Raw genomic sequence first — 22727 nt, forward strand, 5'->3', positions numbered from 1 at the left:
TCGAGCCACGATGCTTCCCGTACCGGCTATCGCTGCGTTGCAGGAATCATCCCTATCGTTTCCATCCATGCCTCGGCCAGGGCCGGCCAGCGTGTGATCGGATCCGCCGTCGGCCTGAGGCCGAACGCATGGCCGCCATGCGCATACAGATGCATCTCGACCGGGACGTCGGCGTTCTTCAACGCTTCGTAATAGACCTGCGCCTGGTTCACGCCATCCACGTGGTCGTCTTCGGCCTGCAGCAGGAAGGTGGGCGGCGTATCGCGCGAGACCGGCACATTGGGATTCAACGTATTGCGATCCGTCGCGAGGTGCCCCGGATAGATCGCCAGGGCGAAATCCGGACGACTGCTTTCCTTGTCGACCGCATCGATGGGCGCATACACGCGGCGCTTGAAGTTCGTACTCACCTCCGCCACCAGATAGCCACCCGCCGAGAAGCCGAGCACACCCACCTTGTGCGGATCGATATGCCATTCAGCGGCACGCGAGCGCACCAGCCTCAGCGCCCTCTGCGCGTCCTGCAATGCCGGCACCGACAACTCCAGGTTGTGCGGGCGGCAGTCGCATTGCCATCGATAGGGAATGCTCGGCACACGGTACTTCAGCAGCACGCAGGTCACGCCCTTGTGCGTGAGCCAGTCGCACACATCGGTGCCTTCGAGGTCGATGGCCAATATCTCGAACCCACCACCGGGAAACACGACCACGGCCGCGCCGGTGTTTTTTCCCTGCGGGGCGTAAACCGTCATGGTGGGCAGCGATACGTTCTTCACGCCCGTGACGGGCTTGCCACCGATCGGCTTGTCCGATGTCCAGGTCTCTTCCGGTCCCGGCATGGGCCTGGCATCGGGCGGCGTGCCGGGCCACAGCGGTATTTGCGTGTATCCGGCGGCGGGCTGCCACACCTTCGACTCGGCATGCAGGCTCCCGCATGCGACCAGCAGGCACAGGACAACGGCTGACAGCTTCATGGCGCTCCTCCCTTTTGGCGCCTGATCGAGGCTATGCGATCAAGGCAAGAAGCCGGATGCATCCCGGTCTGCCTGATCGTGCCTATCGCATCGGGCCTGTCGCTGCCACGTCCATGGCGTTCTTCTGGCAGGTCCGCAGAGTTTCCGATGAGCGGGGCCCGCATGATGCGGTGCCTGATGCCGGCGGTATCGCCACGGACACCGATCGATTTCACGCCCGTCTCGCGCGGCAAGCCGGACGCGGGCGGGCAACGCCCCGTCCGGCTTGTCGCCGGTTGAGCAACCGATCAGTTCGAATCGGCGCTGATGCGGGTGGCCGAAACGACACCCACTACGGGCGTGCCTGCCGGACTGCCCGATGGCGGGTACGGCGTGATCGAGAAGCTGCCGCTGTAGCTGTTGCCAGCGGCATCCAGCTTGACGCTCTCCTGGATGTTCGTCGGGCCCAGGAACACCGTGCCCGTGTTGTCCCAACCCAACGCCCAGTGATTGAGCTTGTACGTACGCACGCCGGTCTGCGCCCACGCGCCCATGCAGAAGCTCTGGGTGATGGGTGGCTTGCCCGAATTCATGATCTCGGTGCCGTCCGCATGCCAGGTGGCGAAGCCCTGGTCGAGCACGGTGCCATCGGGAATGCCCTTGTTGCCCTTTGCCGTGAACGTGAACTGGTACAAGCCCGTGATGGGCTCGAGGAGCTGCAGCGGATTGATGCTGTTGGCCGCCGCCTGCGGCGCAGCGGCAGCGGCAGCAGCCGCGCTTGCGATGGCCGACTGGGCCCCCGCGGGGAGCGTCCAGTGCGTGCTGTTCCAGGAACGAACGTCACCGTAGCCGCATGCTTCGGCATTGCGGGTAACTCCGGCGGTGGTCAGGCCAATCACGACCAGCGCGATGGCTGTTTGCAGGCGAGTGCTCATGGGAAGTCTCCTCCGTTTGTCTAGGCAGCGTGGGCTGCCCGCCGGGGTATAAGCTGTGCCTTCAGGAGCGCGGAGTCTTGATGGATCGGTGAGGGATTATCGAGATTCGGCTCGGCAAGGAGTGCCATGACCAGGTCCGGAAAGGGCGTACTGGGGCATGGGGAGCTCGAAACACCCGACAAACCAGGGGAAATCGCCTGCGTACGCCTTTGCGGACGTGGTGGTGGAGGCGTGCGCGCATCGGCTCACCCGCGGCGGACGTGAAATTGCGGTGGAACCGAAAGCTTTTTCGGTGCTGCTCGAACTGCTGGCCCACCCCGGCGAACTGCTCAGCCGGGACGATCTGCTGGATGCCGTGTGGGGTCACAACTATGTCACGCCTTCCACGCTCAGCCGCGTCATTGCACAACTCCGGCGCGCCATGGCGGACGACAGCGAGCAGCCGCGCTATATCCAGACCGTGCACGGGTTGGGCTATCGCTTCATTGCCCCGATCGAGGGCCAGGCGCCGCAGCCCGCGCCAGCGCTGAGTTTCGCCCCGCCGGTACGTGCCCGCCTGCCGGAGCGCACCGGGTCGTTGATCGGACGCGCCGGGGACCTGCAGCAACTGGGGCAACTGCTACGCGACACCCGGCTGGTGACGATTGCCGGCGCGGGGGGCATCGGCAAGACCCAGGCCGCGTTGGAGCTGGCGCGAACCCACGCCGAGGATTTTCCCGACGGTGTATGGCTGCTCGATTGCACCTCCCAGACGGATGGCGAAGGCTTGGCGCGCTGGCTCGCCGGCCTGTTCGACATACGCGTGACGACGAGCGTCGATGAGCTTCTTGGTCGCGTGGGTGAACTGCTGCGCACCCGGCGCGTCCTGCTCGTGTTCGACAACTGCGAGCGCATTGCGGGAGCGGTCGGCATCGCCGTCGAAGCCCTGCTGGCCGCGAGCGTGGATCCCCGCGTGCTGGTGACCAGCCAGCATCGGCTCAACTGCGTGGGAGAGACGCTCTACTGGCTGCCACCATTGGCGGTACCCCCGCCAGGCGAATGGGCCACCAGCGAGGATGCCGAACGCTTGTCCCACGTACCCGCGGTGCAACTGCTGCTGGCCCGCTCGCGCGCTTTTGCTTCCAGGTTCGCGCTGACGCCCGCCAATGCGCCCGCCGTTGCCGACATATGCCGTCGACTCGACGGGCTGCCCCTGGCACTGGAGATTGCGGCGGCACGTTTGCGCCTGCTCAGCCCCGAACAGCTGCTTGAGCGAATGGACGTCCATCTGCTGAACCTCGCCGAGGCCAGCCCCAGCCGCCCTGCCCGCCACCAGACCCTGCATGCGCTGATTGAATGGAGCTTCGCACTGCTGTCGGAACACGAGCGATCCCTGCTTACGGGCCTGGCGGTGTTCGTTGGAACCTGCACGCTGGGTGGCGCCAATGCAGTCGGCGAGGTGTTCGGCCTCGATGACGAGCAGGTGATGGATGCGCTCGGTGGGCTGGTCGACAAATCACTACTGGTCGTGGACCCGGCCACCCGGCCACCCAGCTATCACCTGTTGGATAGCGTGAGGTTGTTCGCGCTGGAAAAGCTCAGGGAGGGCAGCCATGAGGCAGACGTGCGTGGTGCGCATCTGGCCCATTTCGTGCGGCTCTGCCGACGCGTCGATGCGGGAATTCGGGGAGAACACGAACAGCTTTTGACTGAGCGAGTCAGGCGCGACTGGGCCAATCTTCACCTGGCATCCGACTACGCGTTGTCGCTGCCGGATCACGCCGAACAGGCGCTGGCCTTGAGCGGCAACCTTTGTTGGTACTTCAGGATAAGCACCAACTACGGTGAGTCTGCGAACTGGCTCGATCAGGCGCTGCGCGCAGGCGGGACACCCACGCGGGAACGGGCGCAGGCCTTGATCGCCTGCGGCACCATGCAACACCAGTCCCAGCAGCACGATCGCGCGCAGACCCTGCTTCGCGAGGGCATCGCGCTGGCCCGACAGCTGAACGACCCGCGCCTGGCGGCCGCGGGCCAGGCCGTCATGGCGTTCGAGTACGCGACATTCGGGGATATCTCTGGCGCGATGGCCAGCGCGGACGATGCCTTGGCGATTGCAAATGAACAGGACGATGCGTGGTTGCGCTCGATGGCGCTGCTGGGGCGCGGCGTTGCACTGGCGCTGGATGAGCAACACCGCGAAGCCGAGGGCTGTCTTAGCGATGCTTTCGACGCGGTATCCACGCCGGTTCACGGCAAGTATCAGCTGGTTTATGTGCTGATCAACCGCGCCTTGCAGCGCTATTACCTGAGTCGCTTTTCCGGCGCGGCGCACGATTGGCTGGCTTGCATCGACGGGTTCAGTGCGCTTGAACACTGGCGCGGAGTAGCAGGCTGCGTTGAAGGTGCGGCCTACCTGCTGAGCGAACGCGAGGACGCACCACAGGCGGCACGCTTCCTGGGTGCTGCGGCGCGCGTGCGCGTGTTGACTGCGGCGCCACTCATGCCGCAATGGCGCAAGGCACAGTCGGAGACCGAACGGTGGGTGCGCGACACGCTCGGGGCATCCTTCGAACCGGCGCAACGCGAGGGAGCCGCCACGCGATTCGAGCGGATCGTGGTCGAGGCCCGAAGGGTGCTGGAAGCCGTGGCCTCCGATCAGCTGCTACGTACCGGCGTCAGCAGTCCATCCGGATCGTAGCGTTTTCGCACTTCCGCCAGTCGCGATCGCGTGACCGGGTCGTGGGTGCCAGCGTCCAGGTCGGTGGCTTCGGTCGTGAAGTTCGGCTGCATGCCAGCGCGGGCATACGGCGCGAGCGTCGTGCGCAAGGCGCGCACCCAATCGCGAACCGCTGCAAGGCGCCCGGCTTCGCCAGTGCGACCGATCACGTTGATGAAGAACGCCGCCTCGCGTTGTGAGAAGGCAGTAGCCGCATGGGGGACGGCAGCAACCGCGCCCCCAAGATGATGGATATGCACCTCGCTGAATGGATCGGCCGGCTTCTCCGCGAGAGGAAGCAAGGCCTGGATCAAGTCGTCGTCCAGCGCATCGAACTGCGAGGTGGTCCAGTAGTAGTGGTCGCCCACCGGAGCGGTCGGATCAAAGGCCTGCTGCCACGCGGCATAAGGCAGCACGCCCTCATGACGCCCCCATGGCTGCCCCCAGTCCACCAGCGAAGCGCACGCCTGCCTTCCCTGCGCCGGCTCGCCGCTCCAGCAATACGCAAGCGCCACCACGCGTTGCCCATGCGCTTCGGGTGGAAGAAACGGCAGCGGCGGCGCAGTAGTAAAAACCAGCATCGCGGTCAGCGCGTCTGGAGCATGGCGTGTCGCCTCGCGAAAAACACGCAGCAGATCGACCGCGGCATCCACCGGATGAAAGACCACGCCCGCCAGCACCTCGCCCACGGCGTGCAGGCGATACGTGAAGTGCGTGACGACCCCAAGCGCGCCGGCCCCGCCGCGCAGGGCCCAGAACAGATCGGCGTGTTTCTGCTCGCTGGCCGCGACGTCACGGCCGTCAGTCAGTACCACGTTCGCCTCGATCAGGTTGTCGATGGCCAGGCCGCAGCGGCGCATGAGCCACCCTACGCCGCCGCCCAGCGTGTAGCCGCCGATGCCGGTGGTCGACACAAAACCGCCGGTCGTTGCCAGACCATGCGGTTGGGTCGCCGCATCCACGTCACGCCACAGGGCACCGCCCTCGACGCGCACGGTGCGCGAGGCGGGATCCACCTCGACCCGGTTCATGGCGCCCACGTCCAGCATCAGTGCGTCGTCACGTACGGCCAGTCCGGCCACGTTGTGTCCACCGCCACGCACGGTGACGGGTAGATGTTCCCGGGTGGCGAACTGCAACGTGGCGCGGACATCCTCGGCATCGAGGCAGCGGGCGATCGCCAGTGGATGTCGATCGATTGCACCGTTCCAGACATGTCGGTACTTGTCGTAGTCGGCGTCACTCTTCTGCAGCAACGGGCCACGCAACGTCTGGGCCAATGCCTGCCACGGGAAGGCATGCGTGCGATCGGGTCCGGTGGACATGATCATCCTCCCTTGTCGGTGGGGCGGCACCGTGCCTGCGGAGCATAGTCCCGGCAGGGAAAGCCCGCTCAGCTCTGCCGCCAGTGCAGGGTAAGTCTTCTCACCAGGGTGGTCATGAGGGGCCCATGGGGCTTTTGTGATGGGCGCCTGGCCATGGGACGACGCGCAGGAAGGCAGCCACGCATGCAGTCCCGGCTGCGCTAATGACGCCAGACGATCCGCCCATCCCGGCCCAGCATCACGTACTCGGTCGCCTGCCCGGCACGATGGACACCCTGCCCGTCCCGGTAGCGCACCTGGTAATTCACGCGAACCACCCGCCACTCGCATCCGAGGAGGTAGTCGAGCGGAGACGGGCCGGTTCCCTCCGTGTCACCCCTGACGAAGATGCAACATGCCGGGTTGATGTGATGGAAGTGTTCAACGCTGCGATACGGCAGGACATCCTCGGCCGGAACACGAACCCCGTCGTTGCCCGGAGCCGGCGGCTCGCTGTGAATTACCCGATCGATGGCCGCATCGATGAAATCCTGGTCACTCAGGAAGGTCCGCTTGCTCGTGGAGAAACCAGCGAGCGAAAGCGCGCCCCAGGCCAGCAGGGCAAGACAGAGAACATAGGGATTGAGCTGCCTTCTCAGCTCATACGACGCGGCAGGCCACTCGCATAACCGCCTCATGAGGAAGGTTCCCTGCTTCGCCTGTCAGACAGCGGAGTCTGTACCCAGCGGGTGCGCTCCCCATGACGGAATGATGTCCGCCTCGGGGAGTATCGGAGGAAGGCCTGGGGTCACCGCCCGATGGCGTGACCTCACCGTGGCCGCGTCTCGGCATCGCCGATACGAATCGGTAGTTTTACCTAACTTTGCCTAGGTGACTTTGCGCTTGCCGCGCCGTCGACCGAGGCGATGATGATCAGTGCCAAAAGCGGCCCTATGACGGGTGCTTGAAAGCGACGCACGCGGCCCCGTTGGTCGTCACATTCACTTGCCCGGAGCGGACCATGAGCGAACTGACGGCCAAAATCAAACACGAGTTTCTGGAGATGCTGCCGCCGACGATCTTCTTCTTCGTCCTGCTGCACGTCATCGCACTCGTTCGCGCGCTGATGATCAAGGGCTCAGGCATATCACTGCCCACTACCGCATCGGTGGCCCTCGCCGCGCTGATCCTCGGCAAGGCGGTGTTGCTGGCCAACATGCTGCCCTTCATCAACCGGTTCCCCGAAAGGCCCCTGATCTGGAATGCCGCGTGGAAGACCGTGATCTACACCATCATCGCCACCTTCATTCACTACCTGGAGCGTCTCTACGACTATTGGAAGGACGCGCCGAACATTGCCGCGGCCAATCACCAGTTGCTCACGGAGATGAACTGGCCCCGCTTCTGGGCGATTCAGATCCTGCTGTTCGTGTTGATCCTCAATTACTGCATCTTCGCCGAACTGGGGCGCATCATCGGGCGCCAGCGACTCAAGGCGATCTTCCTCGGCCCGATCCCGCCGGACATACTCGCGCGTCTCTCGAAATAGCGCTCCGCATCACGCGGCTGCGGCAGCTTCCGGAATCCGGCTGATGGTGTGCAGGGCCGCGCTTTCGAAGGAATGGAGCACTTCGTCGACGCTCGCCTCCGCTGTCACGATGCCGTCGCCCTGCGTCAATGGCTCAGGCAAGGCCAGGGCGGCGAAGTGGACGCCTGGCATCCGCTCGCGCAACCGCGCGGCCAGCGCTGCCATGTCCTGCTGTTCGTCGGACGGCTGGGCGCTGACGATGTAAAGCATCGCCACCGCGTCCGGCGTCGCCTCGGGGTGGGGCTCGGCGTCGAACGCCGCCAAGTCCTCGACCGCCAGGTGACGTGCATCGACATGCAGGTCGCGCAGGATGCGTGTCAACAGTTCGGTAGCCAGATCATCGACGACGGAACCCATGCCGATGCACAGCACGATCGAGCCGGGCGCCACGGCGAGCGGGCCTTGCCAGCGGCCACTGACATCTTCGCGCTGCTGCCGCAGGCGACGACCGATGCTCATCTCGTCGAGCACCGATGTGCGGCGGCGCCAGCGAGGATGCCGCCGCCGCTCGCTCCCCAACGCGCCAATGACCGCCACGATGGTTTCGCGCACCGTGGCCTGCTGTTCGGTACCGATGGTTCCGCGTCGCAGGTCGATGCCCGCCAGCTGCAGCGCGGGCAACAGCACGTTGTCGCAATAGGCGGCGAACGGGCGCCGCTTCAGGAACGTGCGCGCCTCCGAGACGATCTCGCTGGCATCGCCCGACAACGCGCGCTGGTACAGGCGCTGCGGCATGGTCAGCGCAGGCGCATCGCCCAGCAGCACGTTGAGCAGGCCCAACGCCTGCACGTGCCGGCCGGCGACCACCAGGCACAGCGTCAGCGGCGTGGACATCACCAGCCCCACCGGTCCCCACAGCCAGCTCCAGAAAATCGCGGCCACCACCACAGCCAGCGGGGAGAGGCCCGTGGAGTGTCCGTACAGGAACGGCTCCACCAGTTGCGACACGATCACTTCCACCACGATGTACAGCGCCAGCGTCATCACCAGCACCGACCAGCCGGGCACCACCGCCGCGGCGAACAGTGCCGCCAGACCCGCCACCAGCCAGACGCCCACATAGGGCACGAAGCGCAGCACCGCCGTCAGCGCTCCCCATAGCGGCGCATTGGGCACGCCCAGCAGCCACAGGCCCGCCCCAATAGCGATGCCCACGCCGAAATTCACCGAAAAGGTCGACAGGAAGAAACGCGACAGCCGCTCGCCCGCGTCATTGATCGCCGCCGTGGTGGCGCGCAGGTCGGTGCCGCCCGCCAGGCGGATGAAACGGTCGCGCAGCGACTCGTGCTCCAGCAGCACGAACACCAGCACCACCAGCACGATGCCGGCGGTTTCCACTGGAACCCAGGCCGTGGAGAGCACGCGCGTCAGCACCGCCATGGGTGCCGAGGTACCGCGCGTCGAAGCATGCGTCGCGACCTCTTCGGACGAGCGCTCGCTTTCGCGTCCCGCAGCCGAAGCACCCGGTTCCGTCGTGCCCCCGGACGAAGCGATGACCTTGCCGAACTCGCCCTGCATCGCTTCCAGCTGGCCCAGCGTGAAGGTACGCAGCGTCTGCACTTTCGCGTGGATGGTCGCCTCGTACTGCGGCAGGCTGCGCGCCACGGACACCATCTGCGAACCGATCACGGTGGCGAGACCGCCGCCGAGCACGACCAGCACAAGCACCGCGACGAACACCGACGAACCGTGTCCCATGCCCAGGCGGCGATACAGGCGCACCCATGGCGCCAAGAGCAGGCTGAGGAACAGGGCCAGCACGATCGGCACCAGCACTTCCCTGCCGAAATACAGCAGTGCCAGCACACAGGCCGCAGCGATGATGACCAACGCTCGCTGGCCGGGAGAAGCAGCGGGTGCGGCGCTGGCATCGGTCGACATGGGCACTCTCCTCACCGTTCCATGCTGCAGGTGGATCGGAGCGACCAGGCCGCTTCCGGATACCTAGAGCATAGCCCGCCAGTCTGTCTTGCGACCGCCTAAGCCGCCTCGCTTTCGAGCGGCAGGCGGCAGAGTCGGCGTACGTCGAGCAAGGCCACGAATCCACCCTGCCACGGCAGCACGCCGTGCACCGGATCGTCCTGTCGCACGGTACCGCCGGGCGGCGGCGGCGTCATGTCCGCGCCCTGGGTGTGCACGAGGTCGCCGATGGCATCCACGCGCAGTCCCACCAGATGCGGGCCATGCGAAAGCATCACGAGGCGAACCTCGCCTTCGTCGCCATCATGAACTTCGGGCAGGCCGAGGCGGCGGCGTCCGTCCAGTACCGGCACGATGCGTCCGCGCAGATGACGAATACCCAGCAGATCCCGAGCCGCACCAGGCACGGGCGTGAGTTCGCCATCGCGAATCACTTCGCTGACTTCCTGCAGCGGCGCGGCATACAGCTGCCCGCCCAGCCGGAACGACAGCCAGCGATCATGGGTGTGGTTGGGAATGTCGCTCAAGACATTGACTCCGTGGCATGAGTGACGAAGGCATGGATCACGGCCCGTGCTCCGGTGTGACGAGACGCGGTGCGGTGATCGTGATGGCGCCAGCAGCCACCGGCGACACGATCGACTCGCGATCGGACTCCGACTGCTGCTGCGCCATCGGCGCCGGCCCCACCAGTTTCACCCTGTTCACCGGCACCACCGCATCGACAGGCTCCGCCGACGGTACCGGCGACAGCGTTGCAATGGCAGGCAGGCCGGCGGACGACGTGGCCGGTGCAGGCGCACTGGCATCACCGGCACCGGCGAACTGGTTCTTGGTGTCCGCGTCGTTGAACAGGCGCTTCGGCGCACCGTCGTTGCTGAGGATGACGATCAGCACGCGGCGATTGTGGTTGCGTCCGTCCACGGTGGTGTTGTCGGCGGCAGGGCGATACTCGCTCCAGCCCACGATGCCCAGTCGTGCCGGATCAACGCCCTGCTCGGAAAACAGTCGCGCCACGGTGGCGGCGCGGGCGGCCGAAAGCTCCCAGTTGGAGGGATACAACGTGCTGTTGATCGGCCGGTCGTCGGTGTAGCCCTCGATGCGCACCGGATTGGAGAACGGCTTGAGGATGTCCGCCATCTGGTCGAGCACGCCATTGGCCTGGTCGGACAGCTTCGCCGCGCCGCTGGCAAACAGGATGTCGGTACGCAGCTCGATCTCCAGCCAGTTGGTGGTCTTGCGCACGATCACCATCTGCTTGTCGATCAGCGGCTGCATCGCGCGCTGGATCTGGTCGCGGATCAGCTCGAGGTTCTTCTGCTCGGTGCGATCCTGCAGCGTCTGCCGCACGTCCATCACGCGCACGTTCTGCGGCTTCGCAGGAATGGGCACGTTCACCGGCGTAGTTGCCGCACCGGGCTGGCCGGGTGGTGCAGCCATCGCGGGGTCCACGTTCTGCGGCGAGGTGCGCGTCTGCGGCATCGGTGCGATCACGTGGCTGGAACCGTTGAACGCCTCGATGATGGAGTTGGACATCACGCGGTACTTGCCTTCGTTCACCACGGATACCGCATACATCACCACGAAGAAGGCGAGCAGCAGCGTCATCAGGTCGGCATAGGGGATGGCCCATGCCTCGTGATTGACGTGATCCTCGTGTTTTTTCTTCTTCCTGGCCACGGCAGCATCCGGTTAAGGCGTATAGCCCTGCAGCTTCGCTTCGATCTGCCGCGGGTTCGCACCCTCGGCAATCGCCACCAGACCCTCGATCAGGATCTCGCGCATCTGCGTCTGCTTGTGAATCAGGCTCTTCAGGCGCGCCGACATCGGCAGCATCAGCAGGTTGGCAAGCGCCACGCCGTAGATGGTGGCGACGAACGCCGCTGCGATGCCGTGACCGAGCTTGCTGGGGTCGGCGAGGTTCTGCATCACTGCCATCAGGCCCATCACGGCGCCGATGATGCCCATGGTGGGCGAGAAGATGCCGGCGTTCTCGAACACCTTGGCGCCGGCGAGATCATGGTGCTCGCGCGCATCCACTTCCACTTCGAGCACGCCGCGGATGGCCTCCGGCTCGCTGCCATCCACCAGCAGCTGCAGGCCCTTGCGCACGAAGGTGTCGCTTTCCGAATCGATCTGCGGCTCCAGGCCCAGCAGGCCCTGCCGACGCGAGATCTCGCTCCAGCCGACGATGCGACTGATCAGGTCGCTGGGCTGGTGCTGCGGTGGCTTGTACACCAGCGGGAACAGCGTCATCGCATGCTTGAGCACCTTGCCGGAGTTCTGCACCAGCAGCGCGGCGATGGTGCCGAGGAACACGATCACGAAGGCAGCCGGGTTCCACAGCGCTTCCACGCTGGAGCCCTTGAGGACGGTGCCGACGATGATGACGATGAACGCCAGGATCGTGCCGATGAGACTTACCAGGTCCATGTCAGGCGCTCATTCGCAGTGTAGGGAGAAGTTGGCCGTCGGCGTCCGCCAGGCCGGCAAGATCCATCACCAGCGCCAGACGGCCGTCGCCGGTGACGGTCGCGCCTGCCACGGCAGGCACGCCTTCGAACAGGGGACCAAGCGGCTTCACCATCACGTCTTCGCGACCCAGCACCTCGTGCACGAGGCAACCCAGGCGCAGATGGCCGATGTGCAGCACCACCACGTGACCGCCGGGCAGATCGTTCACGCCCACCCAACCGGCGAGATCAGCCAGCGCCAAGGCACGTCCACGATGCGAAGCGACCACGCGGCCGTCCAATTGCTGTTGCTGGCCCGGCGCCATTTCGAACACTTCCTCGACGTTGCTGAGCGGCAGCGCGAGCAGGCGCGCGCCCACGCGCACCATCAGCACGCGCTGGATGGCCAGCGTCAGCGGCACGGCGAGTTCCAGCGTACTGCCGCGACCGAGCTTCGAGCGCACCTGCAAGATGCCGCCGAGCTCGGCCACGCGCGTCTTCACCACGTCCATGCCCACGCCGCGACCGGAGATGTCGGAGACGGTGGCGGCCGTGCTGAAGCCGGGTCGGAAGATCAGTTCATAGCATTCGTTTTCGGTGAGGCGCGCGGCTTGCGCCTCATCGATGACGCCCTTCTCCACCGCTTTGCGGCGCAGGACGTCGGGATTCATGCCTCGTCCGTCATCGGACACGGAGATGACGATGCGCTCGCCACGCTGGCTCGCCGACAACGTGACCTTGCCCTTGCGCGGCTTGCCGGCGCGCTCGCGATCGGCCGGCATTTCCAGGCCGTGGTCGAGCGCGTTGCGGATCAGGTGCACCATCGGATCGGCCAGCGATTCGACCAGGCTGCGATCGAGATCGGTGCCCTCTCCTTCCTGCACCAGCTCCACTTCCTTGCCGAGCTGGCGCGAAAGGTCGCGCACGATGCGCGGGAAGCGCTGGAACAGACGGCCGACCGGCTGCATGCGCATGCCTAGCACGGCGTTCTGCAGCGCATCGGCCACGCGATCGAGTTCGCTCGCGGCGAGCGCGAGGGTTTCATCGCCCTGCTTCGCCGCAAGGCTCAGCAGGCGATTGCGCACCAGCACCAGTTCACCGGCGCGATGCACGAGGGAATCGAGGCGCGCGGTATCCACGCGCACGGTGTTTTCCGGCGGCGGCGCGGCATGCCGCGCGGCGGACGACTGCGTCGGAGGCGATGCGGGTGCGGGAGCCGGCGCGGAAGCCATGCCGCTGGGCGCCGAACCTTTGCCATGCAGGTTGTCCAGCAGGGCTTCGAATTCGTCGTCGCTGATGGTGTCCGACGCGGACGATGCCTGCGGCGCGTCGTGCGCACCCGGCGAGCCACCCTTGCCATGCAGGTTGTCCAGCAGCGCTTCGAACTCGTCGTCGGAAATCGCGCCTGCATCGGCCGGGGCCGCAGCAGGTGCACCCGGCGCGCCGCCGGTGCCGTAGAGGCTGTCCAGCAGGGCTTCGAATTCGGAATCGTCGATGCTGCCGTCGCTCGGCGGCGGTGCGACGGGCGCGGCAACCGGCTTCGGCGCGGGAACTGCACGTGCCCCCGGCGACAGGCGATCGAGCAGTCCCTTCGGCGGCATGGCCATGGCCTGGCCGCCGGCCAACGCGGCCAGCATGTCGTTGAGCAGGTCCAGCGCTTCAAGCAGCGCATCCATGCGTTCGGCATCGATCAGCAACTGTCCGTTGCGCGCTACGTTGAGCAGGTCTTCCGCGTGATGGCACAGCTGCACCATCGGCTCGACGGCGAGGAAGCCCGCGCCGCCCTTCACCGTGTGGAACGCGCGAAACACCGCGTTCAGCAGCTCGCTGTCGCGCGGAGCGCCTTCCAGCCCGATCAGCTGGTCGCCCAGGCGCTGCACGAGGTCCCCGGCTTCCACCAGGAAGGCATCGCGCAGCTCGCTGTCGAACGTGGGATCCATCAGGAGTCTGTCCTTGGTGCTTGTTCATGAACTCGGCCTTGCCCCACCGTCATTCCCGCGAAAGCGGGACAAGCGCACAGCGCCCGCAGGGCGGCCCCGAAGGGGCGAGCGCAGCGAGTAATCCAGTGACTTTCACCCCATGGCGAAGGCACTGGATCCCCGCTTTCGCGGGGATGACGTAGGGGAGATAACCGCCATGCCGAGATCATGAGCAGGCTCTTAGAAGCCGAATTCGCTCAGCAGGCGGTCCGCCTCGTCCTGGCTGGTGACCTTGACCGGCGCGGCCGCGGCTTCGCCGTTGGCGAGCGCACCGGTGAGACTCACCAGTTCCAGCAGCGAGTTCTCCACGCTGCCGATGAAGTTGACGACCTTCTTGATGCGCTGGCCGGCGAGATCCTGCCAGGACTGCGCCACCACGAAATCAGCCAGGCCATCGCGGCATTCGTTGGCGAACGACTGTGCCTGCTTCGCCAGCACATGGGCCACGTCTCCGTCGGGCGTGCCGTCGATCACGGCGTTGGCGTTCTCGGCCACCGCCTCTGCCTGCGGACGCATGCGCTCGGCGAAATCGAGCGTGCGATGCGCAGCCTGCGAACTCATTTCCAGCACGTCCTGCAGGTGCTGGCGTGCGTCGGCGACGCTGCCCGGCACGCCTTCCTGCGCGAGGTCGCCACCGAGGCGGCGCACGGCGTCGTGCAGGTCACGGGCCAGCAGGCCCAGCGCGCGGAACATGCGCTGCTCGCGCTGGCGCACCAGCACGTCGAGGGCCTGCTCGAAGGCGGCACCATCGGTGCTGTTGAGCAGGTCGTGCAATTCCTGCGGCATCGAGCCGCCGTCCATCAGGGACACTTGGGCGTTCATGCGGTCGCTCCGCTGGCGGCAAGCCGCTCGAAGATCTTGGTGAGTTTTTCCTGCAGCGTGGCCGCGGTGAACGGCTTCACGATGTAGCCGTTCACGCCGGCCTGGGCGGCAGCGATGATCTGGTCGCGGTTGTTCTCGGCAGTGACCATCAGTACCGGCATGCCCTTCAGCGAGGGCTCGGCGCGGATCGCGCGCAGCAGGTCGATGCCGGTCATGTTCGGCATGTTCCAGTCGGTGACGACCAGGTCGAAGGCGTTCGCCTTCAGCATGGTCAGTGCGTTCTCGCCGTCGTCGGCTTCCTGGATGAGCGGATTGCTGAAACCCAGCTCCACCAGCAAGTTGCGGACGATGCGCCGCATGGTGGAAAAATCGTCCACCACGAGGATTTTCATGTTCTTGTCCAAAGGGAGCTCCGCTTTTCTTATGAACGTGACAGGGATCGGGAAACTGGAAAGGTCAACGGGATCAACGTGCTGCTCTGCTCTTCCTCGTTCCTCTTTCCCCCGTTCCTGATTCAGTCCATCCATCCATGCGCGCGCGCAAGCGCACGATGGCCTGGCCGTGGATCTGGCAGACGCGCGACTCGGTCACCCCAAGCACCGCGCCAATTTCCTTGAGGTTCAACTCCTCTTCGTAATACAGCGACATCACCAGCTGCTCGCGTTCCGGCAGGCTGCCGATGGCCTCGATCAGTGCCTCGCGCATGCCGTTGTTCTCGACGCTCTCCGCCGGCCCGACGCTGTCGCCGTCGGCCACGTCGAACGCTGCGCCGCCTTCGGCATCGTCCGGCGCCGACAGGCTCAGCAACCGGGCGCTCGCCGCATCAGCCAGCACCTGGTGGTATTCCTCGGCACCCATGCCCAGGCGCCGCATCACTTCGGCGTCCTCGGCATCCTTGCCGGTTTCGATCTCGATCTGGCGTACCACTTCGGCCATCTCGCGCACCTTTCGGTGCACCGAGCGGGGCGTCCAGTCGGTGCGGCGCAGTTCGTCGAGCATCGCGCCACGGATGCGGATGCCCGCAAACGTCTCGAAGCTCGCATTGCGTCCGGTGGCGAAATTACGCGCCGCTTCCAGCAGCCCGATCATGCCGGCCTGGATCAGGTCGCTCACGTCCACGCTCGGCGGCAGGCGGCCCATCAGGTGATAGGCAATCCGTCGCACCAGCGGCGCATGCTGGCGAACCAATTGATCGGCACTTTGCCGTTGCAGTTGCAGGTATTCGGAAGCCACGCTCATGTCTCACCACCCAGTAGCCACTGCGGCCTGCCTGCTGAAGAAGGCAATACGGTCCAGGCCCAGTCGCTCGGGTTCACCCCATGTATCGACCGCACCTGCCAATTGCTTGAATGCCTGGCCCGAACGACTCGACGGCCACAGGTCCACCACCGCGCTCTGGCGCTTGATGGCCTGCCTGAGCCGCTCGTCGTTCGGCACCATCCCCATGAATTCCAGGGCCACGTCGAGGAAGCGATCACTCACCCGGGCCAGCTTCTGGTGCAGCTGCTTGGCCTCGCCGAGGTTGCGCACCATGTTCGCGACCATGCGGAAACGCCGTACGCCGAAGTCGCGGCTCAACACCTTGAGCATCGCGTAGGCATCGGTGAGCGAGGCCGGCTCATCGCAGACCACCAGCACCACGTCGTCGGCCGCCGCGGCGAACATCGCCACGTTGTCGGACACGCCCGCGGCGGTATCCACCAGCAGGTAGTCCGGCGGCGTCACCAGGTCGTCGAAGGCGCGGATCACCGCTGCGTGCTCGTTGTTGCTGAGCTGCGCGAGGCGACGCGTGCCCGACCCGGCCGGCACCACCTTGAGACCGTGCGGTGCGGGAAGCAGCAGGTCCTCGATGGCGCAGGTGCCGTCCAGCAGATGCCCGATGTGGCGCGTGGGCGTGAGGCCCAGCAGCACGTCGATGTTCGCCAGCCCCATGTCGGCGTCGAGCAGGATCACCTCGTGCCCGGCCATCGACAGCGCCATGCCGAGGTTCACCGACACCGTGGTCTTGCCTACGCCGCCCTTGCCGCCCGCCACCGCGATGGCGCGGCAGCGTTTGCGGGGCGGTGGCGGACTGGCCAGGCCGAAGGCCTGGTCCTGTCCCGAAGGTTGCCTGCCATGCCGTTCCGCCAGGGCACGCAACATGCCCTCCAGGCCGATCGCCTGATTCATTGCAAATGCGCTCATGCGTTTGCCACCGCGAGTCCGAAACGTTCCGCCATCACATCGTCGTCCGCAGTCGCGGCGGCGTTGCCCTTGAGCACCTGGGCGGCGCGGCACACCAGCACGCGCGCATCAGCGGCGGCGATGTCTTCCGGCACGCGCTGGCCGTCGGTGATGTAGTCGAGCGCGAGCCGGTGGCGGATGAGAACCGACAGCGCGCCACCGAGGCTGGGGGCCTCGTCGAGCTTGGTGAGGATGCATGCATGCGGACGCAGCGGCAGGTACGAGCGCACCGCTTCGTCGAGCGACGGCGCCTGCGCATTGGCGGCGAGCACCAGGCACGCACGCAGGTCTCCACCGTTGGAAAGCACATCCAGCTGCTGCGTCAGGCGCGGATCACTGCCGGCCACGCCAGCGGTATCGACCAGCACGGTATGGCAACCGCGCAGCAGGCCCAGCACCTGGCGCAGGCTGTCGGCGTCGTAGGCCGGATACACGCGCACGCCGAGCAGACGGCCGTAATGTTCCAGCTGGGCTGTCGCGCCGATGCGGTAATGATCGGTGCTGACCAGCGCCACCTGATTGGCGCCGTGACGCATCACCGCACGCGCGGCGAGCTTGGCGATCGTGGTGGTCTTGCCGACGCCGGTCGGACCGACCAGTGCAGTGACGCCCGGACGCTCGGACAGGTCGCGGCGACTGATCGACAGGCTGCGGCTCAGCATGCCCAGCGGCAGGTAACGCGCCTGCTCGGCATTGAGGTTGCTCGGCAGATCGTCGACCAGCTGGCGGGCGACATCGGATTCGATGCCCAGGCGCGTCATCTCGCGCAGCACGCGGGCACGCAGCGGCTGGCGGCGCTCCATGTCGTTCCAGATCAGGCTGGAGAGCTGCGTTTCCAGCAGGTCGCGCAGGCTGCCCAGTTCGGCGCGCACGCGAGCGTTGTCCTGCATGGCGCGCTCGAGCAGCGGATGGATCGGTGCGGATGGATCGAACGATCCGATGGGCGCCACGGCCTCGACCGGAGCGGCGGGCGCCGCCGATGCGACTGGCATCCGGATCGGCGCGGGCGCGGCGGCCTGCACGGGCGACTCGACGGCACGCGGCGCTGCCACGCGCGACGGCAACGGGTCCGCGGACGGCGGCACGAAGTGCGCACGGCGCGAAAGCGACACCGTCACGCCGTCGTCACCATGACGGCTGGCCGTCGGCAGCGGCGGCGGAGTCACGTCGCCACGACGGATCGCCGCCGGCTTCGACTCCACCGGTGCTGGATCGGCCGGCGTATGCGACTCGACGTGCAGCGGCGCGCCGTGGCGGGCTGCCTCGCGCACCAGCGCCTCGTCGAAATCGACTGCGGCAATGATCTCGATGCCCTCGTCCATGCGACGCGTGGAGAGGATCACCGCATCCGGGCCCTGCTCCTCGCGCACTTCACGCATGGCCTGGCGCATGTCGGCGGCCACGAAACGTTTGATCTTCATGCGTTGAAACTCCAGGAGCGCGCGGCGCAGGTGGCGTGCAACGTCGCGTCCGCACGACGGCGGAATCCGCCCGTCGATGCGTTTGCGCTACTCATCTGCCAACCCTGCTTCGTCATCGCTCTGTCCCTTGTCCTATCGGCCCAGCGCCTGCACCAACCGCACACGGCGGTTGTCAGGCACCTCGTTGTAGGCCAGTACGTGCAGGTTCTGTGCCACGTGGCGAGTGAAGCGCGCGAGCCACGGACGAAGCTGCGGCGCGACCAGCAACACGGCCGGTTCGCCGCTCATTTCCTGCTTGCGCGCAGCCTCGGCGACGCCCTGCTGCAGGCGGTCCGCGAGGCCCGGCTCCACCGCCGCGCCCGCCACACCGCCGTTTGCGAGCGATCCCAGCAGGATCTGCTCCAGCTCCGGCGCCAGCGTGATGACCGGGATCTCGGTACCCAGGCCGGTGATCTCCTGCACGATCTGGCGACCCAGCGCCACGCGTACAGCGGCGGTAAGCGCGCCGGGATCCTGACTCTGGCCCGCGTGCTCCGCCAAGGATTCGACGATGGAGCGCATGTTGCGGATCGGCACCCGCTCGGCGAGCAGGTTCTGCATCACCTTCACCACCACGCCCAGCGACAGGCGCTTGGGCACCAAGTCTTCCACCAGCTTCGGCGTGGTCTGCGCCAGGCGGTCCAGCAACTGCTGCACGTCCTGGTGGCCCAGCAATTCGTGCGCGTGGCTCTGCAGGATGTGCGAGAGATGCGTGGCGACGACCGTCGCCGGATCGACCACGGTGTAGCCCAGGCTCTGCGCGGTTTCGCGCTGCCCGGGTTCGATCCACATCGCCTCCAGGCCGAACGCCGGATCGCGCGTGGGAATGCCCTGCAGCCCGTCCTGCACGCGGCCCGGGTTGATCGCCAGCAGGCGGTCGTTGTGCACTTCGGCCTCGCCCATCGGCACGCCCATCAGGGTGATGCGATAGGTGTTGGGGCCGAGATCGAGGTTGTCGCGGATATGCACCGGCGGCACCAGGAAGCCCAGCTCCTGCGAGAGCTTGCGCCGCACCGACTTGATGCGTCCCATCAGCTCGCCGCCCTGGTGCTGGTCCACCAGCGGAATCAGGCGATAACCCACTTCCAGGCCCAGTGGATCGACGCTGGCCACGTCTTCCCAACCCAGCTCGATGCGTTCGACGGGCGCGGCCGGCGGCGGGGTTTCGGCAGCCAGTTTGGCCACGCGCTCTTTCGCCTCGCGATCACGCTTGACCATCAGATACGCCGCGCCGCCGCAGGCGCCGCCCAGCAGCAGGAACGCAATATTCGGCATGCCGGGAATCAGGCCCATCACGCCCAGCACGACGCCGGCCACAGCCAGCGCACGCGGCTGGCCGAACACCTGGCCGATCACCTGCTTGCCCATGTCCTGCGCCTTGGACACGCGGGTGACGATCACCGCCGTGGCGATGGACAGCATCAGCGACGGCACCTGCGCCACCAGGCCGTCACCGATGGTGAGCAGCGTGTAGGTCTTGGCAGCCTCGCTGGCCGAGAGGCCGTGCTGCAGGACGCCGACGAAGAAGCCGCCGACGATGTTGATGATGAGGATCAGGATGCCGGCGGTGGCGTCGCCGCGCACGAACTTCGACGCACCGTCCATCGAGCCGTAGAAGTCCGCTTCCTCGCGCACTTCCTGGCGACGGTCGCGCGCCTGCTCCTGATTGAGCAGGCCGGCGTTGAGGTCGGCGTCGATGGCCATCTGCTTGCCGGGCATCGCGTCGAGGGTGAAGCGCGCGGTCACTTCGGACACGCGCGTCGCACCCTTGGTCACCACCACGAAGTTGATGATGGTGAGGATGGCGAACACCACCAGGCCGACCGCGAAGTTACCGCCGATGACGAACTCGCCGAAGGCTTCGATCACCTTGCCTGCGGCGCCGGGGCCGTCGTGGCCGTGCAGCAGCACCACGCGGGTGGAAGCGATATTGAGCGCGAGGCGCAGCAAGGTCGCCATCAGCACCACGGTGGGGAACGCAGCGAACTCCAGCGGCCGCATCACGTAGATCACCGCCAGCAGGATCACCAGCGACAACGCGATGTTGAAGCTGAAGAGCATGTCGAGGATGAAGGGCGGCAGCGGCAACATCATCATCGCCAGCATGGCGAGCATGATGACCGGCGCGCCCACGCCGCGGCGTCCTAAAGATTTGAGGCTATCGATGGCGGTAGCGGTGGCCATTCACTGTTTCCGTCAGAACTTGTAGGGACCCATCAGGTCCGGATCGATATCGGGCTTGGGCGCCTTCGGCGGCTCATCACCACGCGAAACGGCCTGCTTGAGCTGGAACACATACGCGAGCACCTGCGCCACGGCGACATACAGTGACGAGGGAATCTCGCGGTCGATCTGGGTGGTGGCATACAAGGCGCGTGCCAGCGGCGGCGCCTCCACCGTGGGGATGCGATGACTGTTGGCGACGAGGCGGATCTGCATCGCCATTTCGTCCAGACCTTTCGCGATCACGCGCGGCGCACCCATGCGGCCTTCGTCGTAACGCAGCGCGACGGCGAAGTGCGTGGGGTTGGTGATCACCACGTCGGCCTTGGGCAGCTCCTGCATCATGCGCTTGCGCGCCATCTGGAACTGCATCTGGCGGATGCGGCCCTTGAGCTCGGGGTTGCCGTCGCTTTCCTTCGATTCGTCCTTCAGCTCCTGGCGCGTCATGCGCAGGCGCTTGGCGTGATCGAACTTCTGGTACAGCGCATCGGCGCCACCGATCAGCGCCAGCACGGTGCCGAACAGCAACGCGCCGTGGCCGAGCAGGCCCATCGCCTTGAGCATGCCGGCACCCACGTCGCCCTGACCGGTGGTCATCAGGTCGCTTTGCGAGTTCTTCAACACCAGCACCAGCACGGCGCCGATCAGCACCAGCTTCAACAGCGACTTGCCCAGCTCGACCAGGCCGCGCATGGCGAAGATGCGACCCAGCCCCTCCAGCGGGTTGAGCCGTTCGAACTTGGGCTGCAGCGCTTCGGCGCTGAAATTCAGGCCACCCAGCAACACCGGCGCCGCCAGCGCGGCCAGCACCGTGGCGAGCGCCACCGGCGCAAACAGCGACAGTGCTTCATGCAAGGCCAGGTTCAGCACACGTCCCGGCAGCGCATCGCTGAACAGGGCATCACGGCCGTAGCTGAGGCCCAGGCCATAAATGCGACGCACATGTTCCAGCGAACGTTCGCCGCCACTGATCAGCGCGGACACGCCTGCCAGCACCACCACGGCGCCGGAAAGATCGCGCGATCGGGGAACATCGCCCTTTTCCCGCGATTCGCGCAGGCGTTTTTCTGAAGGTTGTTCGGTGCGGTCTTCTGCGTCGTGCTCGGCCATGGCGCGGACTCCTTATCCACCCACCAGCTCGTGCATCAGCGTCCATGCGCTGTTCTGCAACGATTCGAACGCACCCGGCACGCTGCGCAGCGACAGCCACAGCGCCACGAAACCCAGGGTCACCGTGATCGGGAAACCGACCGCAAAGAGATTCATCGAGGGCGCCGCGCGACTGATCGCGGCGAAACCGATATTGACCATCAGCAGCGAGGTCATCGCCGGCAGCGCCACGCGCACGGCGCCACCGAACAGGTGCACCGCAAACGCGACCACCGCATGCAGGCCATTCCCATCGATCACCGCGCGGCCCGGCGGCAGGGTGCGAAAGCTGTCGGCCAGCAGCGCGATCAGACGCAAGTGACCATCCATCGCAAGGAACAGCAGCGTCACCATCAGCAGGTAGAACTGGCTCAGCACCGGCGAACTGCCGCCGCCGCGCGGGTCCACTGTTTCGGCGAAACCCAGGCTCATGCTCTGCCCCACCAGCTGGCCGCCCAGCGAGACCGCCTCGAAAGCGAGCTTCAGTACGAAACCCACCGACGCGCCGATCAACACCTGGCTCGCCATGGTGGCGACGCCGTCGGCCGACATCAGGTCGATGGCGGTCGGTGCCAGCGGCGCCAGCACGAACGCCAGGATCAGCATCACGCCAAGGCGGATGCGCTGCGGCACCACCTTGTCGCCAAACACCGGAGCCAGCAGGCACAAGCCGCCCACGCGCCCCATCGCCCACAGCAGCGAACCCAACAGGTGCTGGATCTGGGCGTAGTCAACGCTATTCACTTCACGGCCCCGGGCAGGCTCTCGATCAGCTGCCGCGTGAACTGCACCAGCGTGCGCAGCATCCACGGGCCAGCGATCAGCGCGACGGCAGCCATCGCGAGGATCTTGGGGATGAAGCTCAAGGTCATTTCGTTGATCTGCGTGGCGGCCTGAATCACGCCAACGACCAGACCCACCAGCAGCGCGGTGAGCAGCAGCGGCGCGGCGACCATCATCGCCACGTAAAGCGCGTGCTGGCCGAATTCGATGACGGATTCAGGCGTCATGACGCACTCC

At 66.2% G+C, this 22727-nt stretch carries 20 protein-coding genes; 2 read left to right on the top strand and 18 right to left on the bottom strand.

Features of this window, described 5'->3' with window-relative positions; translation table 11 throughout:
* Positions 1-26: 26 nt before the first annotated feature.
* Together EPB08_RS11945 and EPB08_RS11950 are read right to left on the bottom strand one after the other, a co-directional pair.
* Positions 27-974: an alpha/beta hydrolase gene (locus EPB08_RS11945; RefSeq protein WP_130619348.1), complete on the bottom strand. Its 948-nt coding sequence runs from the start codon at positions 972-974 to the stop codon at positions 27-29.
* Positions 975-1261: 287 nt separating this feature from the next.
* Positions 1262-1888, bottom strand: coding sequence for a hypothetical protein (locus tag EPB08_RS11950; protein WP_130619349.1), 627 nt, complete (start codon positions 1886-1888; stop codon positions 1262-1264).
* Between the two features lie 157 nt (positions 1889-2045).
* Here EPB08_RS11950 and EPB08_RS11955 point away from each other — a divergent pair, with 157 nt between their 5' ends.
* Entirely contained in the window at positions 2046-4568 is a 2523-nt protein-coding gene (locus EPB08_RS11955) for an ATP-binding protein (RefSeq protein WP_130619350.1), read from the top strand.
* On the opposite strand, the gene EPB08_RS11960 is transcribed toward EPB08_RS11955, so the two are convergent.
* Complete coding sequence (locus EPB08_RS11960) at positions 4526-5911, bottom strand: FAD-binding oxidoreductase (protein ID WP_165418495.1); 1386 nt, start codon at positions 5909-5911, stop codon at positions 4526-4528. The genes EPB08_RS11955 and EPB08_RS11960 overlap by 43 nt on opposite strands.
* A gap of 200 nt (positions 5912-6111) precedes the next feature.
* Positions 6112-6588, bottom strand: coding sequence for a hypothetical protein (locus EPB08_RS21075; protein ID WP_165418496.1), 477 nt, complete (start codon positions 6586-6588; stop codon positions 6112-6114).
* A 323-nt stretch (positions 6589-6911) separates the two neighbouring features.
* Here EPB08_RS21075 and EPB08_RS11970 point away from each other — a divergent pair, with 323 nt between their 5' ends.
* On the top strand, positions 6912-7439 hold the full coding sequence (locus EPB08_RS11970) for a hypothetical protein (protein ID WP_130619353.1): 528 nt from the start codon (positions 6912-6914) through the stop codon (positions 7437-7439).
* Between the two features lie 9 nt (positions 7440-7448).
* Here EPB08_RS11970 and EPB08_RS11975 read toward each other — a convergent pair whose 3' ends face one another.
* The 14 genes from EPB08_RS11975 to fliQ all read right to left on the bottom strand — a co-directional run bounded on the left by EPB08_RS11975 (position 7449) and on the right by fliQ (position 22717).
* Positions 7449-9359, bottom strand: coding sequence for an AI-2E family transporter (locus tag EPB08_RS11975; RefSeq protein WP_130619354.1), 1911 nt, complete (start codon positions 9357-9359; stop codon positions 7449-7451).
* Positions 9360-9457: 98 nt separating this feature from the next.
* Positions 9458-9925, bottom strand: a complete 468-nt coding sequence (locus EPB08_RS11980) for a chemotaxis protein CheW (protein ID WP_130619355.1) — start codon at positions 9923-9925, stop codon at positions 9458-9460.
* A gap of 37 nt (positions 9926-9962) precedes the next feature.
* On the bottom strand, positions 9963-11078 hold the full coding sequence (gene motD / locus EPB08_RS11985) for a flagellar motor protein MotD (protein ID WP_130619356.1): 1116 nt from the start codon (positions 11076-11078) through the stop codon (positions 9963-9965).
* Positions 11079-11090: 12 nt separating this feature from the next.
* Complete coding sequence (locus tag EPB08_RS11990) at positions 11091-11831, bottom strand: flagellar motor protein (protein WP_130619357.1); 741 nt, start codon at positions 11829-11831, stop codon at positions 11091-11093.
* 1 nt (position 11832) lies between these two features.
* Positions 11833-13791, bottom strand: a complete 1959-nt coding sequence (locus tag EPB08_RS11995; RefSeq protein ID WP_130619358.1) for a chemotaxis protein CheA — start codon at positions 13789-13791, stop codon at positions 11833-11835.
* Positions 13792-14010: 219 nt separating this feature from the next.
* Positions 14011-14652: a protein phosphatase CheZ gene (locus tag EPB08_RS12000; protein WP_130619359.1), complete on the bottom strand. Its 642-nt coding sequence runs from the start codon at positions 14650-14652 to the stop codon at positions 14011-14013.
* Positions 14649-15056, bottom strand: coding sequence for a chemotaxis response regulator CheY (gene cheY, locus EPB08_RS12005; protein WP_130619360.1), 408 nt, complete (start codon positions 15054-15056; stop codon positions 14649-14651). The genes EPB08_RS12000 and cheY overlap by 4 nt, the downstream gene beginning before the upstream one ends.
* 61 nt (positions 15057-15117) lie before the next feature.
* Entirely contained in the window at positions 15118-15891 is a 774-nt protein-coding gene (locus tag EPB08_RS12010; protein ID WP_130619361.1) for an RNA polymerase sigma factor FliA, read from the bottom strand.
* Between the two features lie 3 nt (positions 15892-15894).
* Positions 15895-16821, bottom strand: coding sequence for a MinD/ParA family ATP-binding protein (locus tag EPB08_RS12015; protein WP_130619869.1), 927 nt, complete (start codon positions 16819-16821; stop codon positions 15895-15897).
* 11 nt (positions 16822-16832) lie between these two features.
* A complete protein-coding gene (gene flhF / locus EPB08_RS12020) occupies positions 16833-18296 on the bottom strand; it encodes a flagellar biosynthesis GTPase FlhF (RefSeq protein ID WP_130619362.1) in 1464 nt (487 codons plus the stop codon).
* Positions 18297-18428: 132 nt separating this feature from the next.
* A complete protein-coding gene (flhA, locus tag EPB08_RS12025) occupies positions 18429-20519 on the bottom strand; it encodes a flagellar biosynthesis protein FlhA (protein ID WP_130619363.1) in 2091 nt (696 codons plus the stop codon).
* A gap of 12 nt (positions 20520-20531) precedes the next feature.
* Positions 20532-21668 carry a flagellar biosynthesis protein FlhB gene (gene flhB / locus EPB08_RS12030; protein WP_130619364.1) on the bottom strand — a complete coding sequence of 379 codons (1137 nt, stop codon included), beginning with the start codon at positions 21666-21668 and terminating at the stop codon, positions 20532-20534.
* 12 nt (positions 21669-21680) lie between these two features.
* Positions 21681-22451 (bottom strand): flagellar biosynthetic protein FliR, encoded by a 771-nt coding sequence (fliR, locus tag EPB08_RS12035; RefSeq protein WP_130619365.1) that lies wholly within the window; start codon positions 22449-22451, stop codon positions 21681-21683.
* Entirely contained in the window at positions 22448-22717 is a 270-nt protein-coding gene (gene fliQ, locus EPB08_RS12040) for a flagellar biosynthesis protein FliQ (RefSeq protein WP_130619366.1), read from the bottom strand. Before fliQ ends, fliR begins: the two co-directional genes overlap by 4 nt.
* Positions 22718-22727: the final 10 nt, after the last annotated feature.

The organism is Dyella amyloliquefaciens, from assembly GCF_004296575.1.
GTDB classification, from domain to species: domain Bacteria; phylum Pseudomonadota; class Gammaproteobacteria; order Xanthomonadales; family Rhodanobacteraceae; genus Dyella; species Dyella amyloliquefaciens.

Excerpts from the sequence above, each read along its gene's own strand:
- EPB08_RS11995 (WP_130619358.1), bottom strand. The coding sequence starts at position 13,791 with ATGGATCCCACGTTCGACAGCGAGCTGCGCGATGCCTTCCTGGTGGAA.
- EPB08_RS11975 (WP_130619354.1), bottom strand. The coding sequence starts at position 9,359 with ATGTCGACCGATGCCAGCGCCGCACCCGCTGCTTCTCCCGGCCAGCGA.
- EPB08_RS11955 (WP_130619350.1), top strand. The coding sequence starts at position 2,046 with ATGGGGAGCTCGAAACACCCGACAAACCAGGGGAAATCGCCTGCGTAC.
- EPB08_RS11960 (WP_165418495.1), bottom strand. The coding sequence starts at position 5,911 with ATGTCCACCGGACCCGATCGCACGCATGCCTTCCCGTGGCAGGCATTG.
- EPB08_RS12015 (WP_130619869.1), bottom strand. The coding sequence starts at position 16,821 with ATGAATCAGGCGATCGGCCTGGAGGGCATGTTGCGTGCCCTGGCGGAA.
- EPB08_RS11990 (WP_130619357.1), bottom strand. The coding sequence starts at position 11,831 with ATGGACCTGGTAAGTCTCATCGGCACGATCCTGGCGTTCATCGTCATC.
- flhF (WP_130619362.1), bottom strand. The coding sequence starts at position 18,296 with ATGAAGATCAAACGTTTCGTGGCCGCCGACATGCGCCAGGCCATGCGT.
- EPB08_RS21075 (WP_165418496.1), bottom strand. The coding sequence starts at position 6,588 with ATGAGGCGGTTATGCGAGTGGCCTGCCGCGTCGTATGAGCTGAGAAGG.
- EPB08_RS12010 (WP_130619361.1), bottom strand. The coding sequence starts at position 15,891 with ATGAGCGTGGCTTCCGAATACCTGCAACTGCAACGGCAAAGTGCCGAT.
- EPB08_RS11970 (WP_130619353.1), top strand. The coding sequence starts at position 6,912 with ATGAGCGAACTGACGGCCAAAATCAAACACGAGTTTCTGGAGATGCTG.
- EPB08_RS11945 (WP_130619348.1), bottom strand. The coding sequence starts at position 974 with ATGAAGCTGTCAGCCGTTGTCCTGTGCCTGCTGGTCGCATGCGGGAGC.
- flhB (WP_130619364.1), bottom strand. The coding sequence starts at position 21,668 with ATGGCCGAGCACGACGCAGAAGACCGCACCGAACAACCTTCAGAAAAA.
- flhA (WP_130619363.1), bottom strand. The coding sequence starts at position 20,519 with ATGGCCACCGCTACCGCCATCGATAGCCTCAAATCTTTAGGACGCCGC.
- fliQ (WP_130619366.1), bottom strand. The coding sequence starts at position 22,717 with ATGACGCCTGAATCCGTCATCGAATTCGGCCAGCACGCGCTTTACGTG.
- EPB08_RS11950 (WP_130619349.1), bottom strand. The coding sequence starts at position 1,888 with ATGAGCACTCGCCTGCAAACAGCCATCGCGCTGGTCGTGATTGGCCTG.
- EPB08_RS12000 (WP_130619359.1), bottom strand. The coding sequence starts at position 14,652 with ATGAACGCCCAAGTGTCCCTGATGGACGGCGGCTCGATGCCGCAGGAA.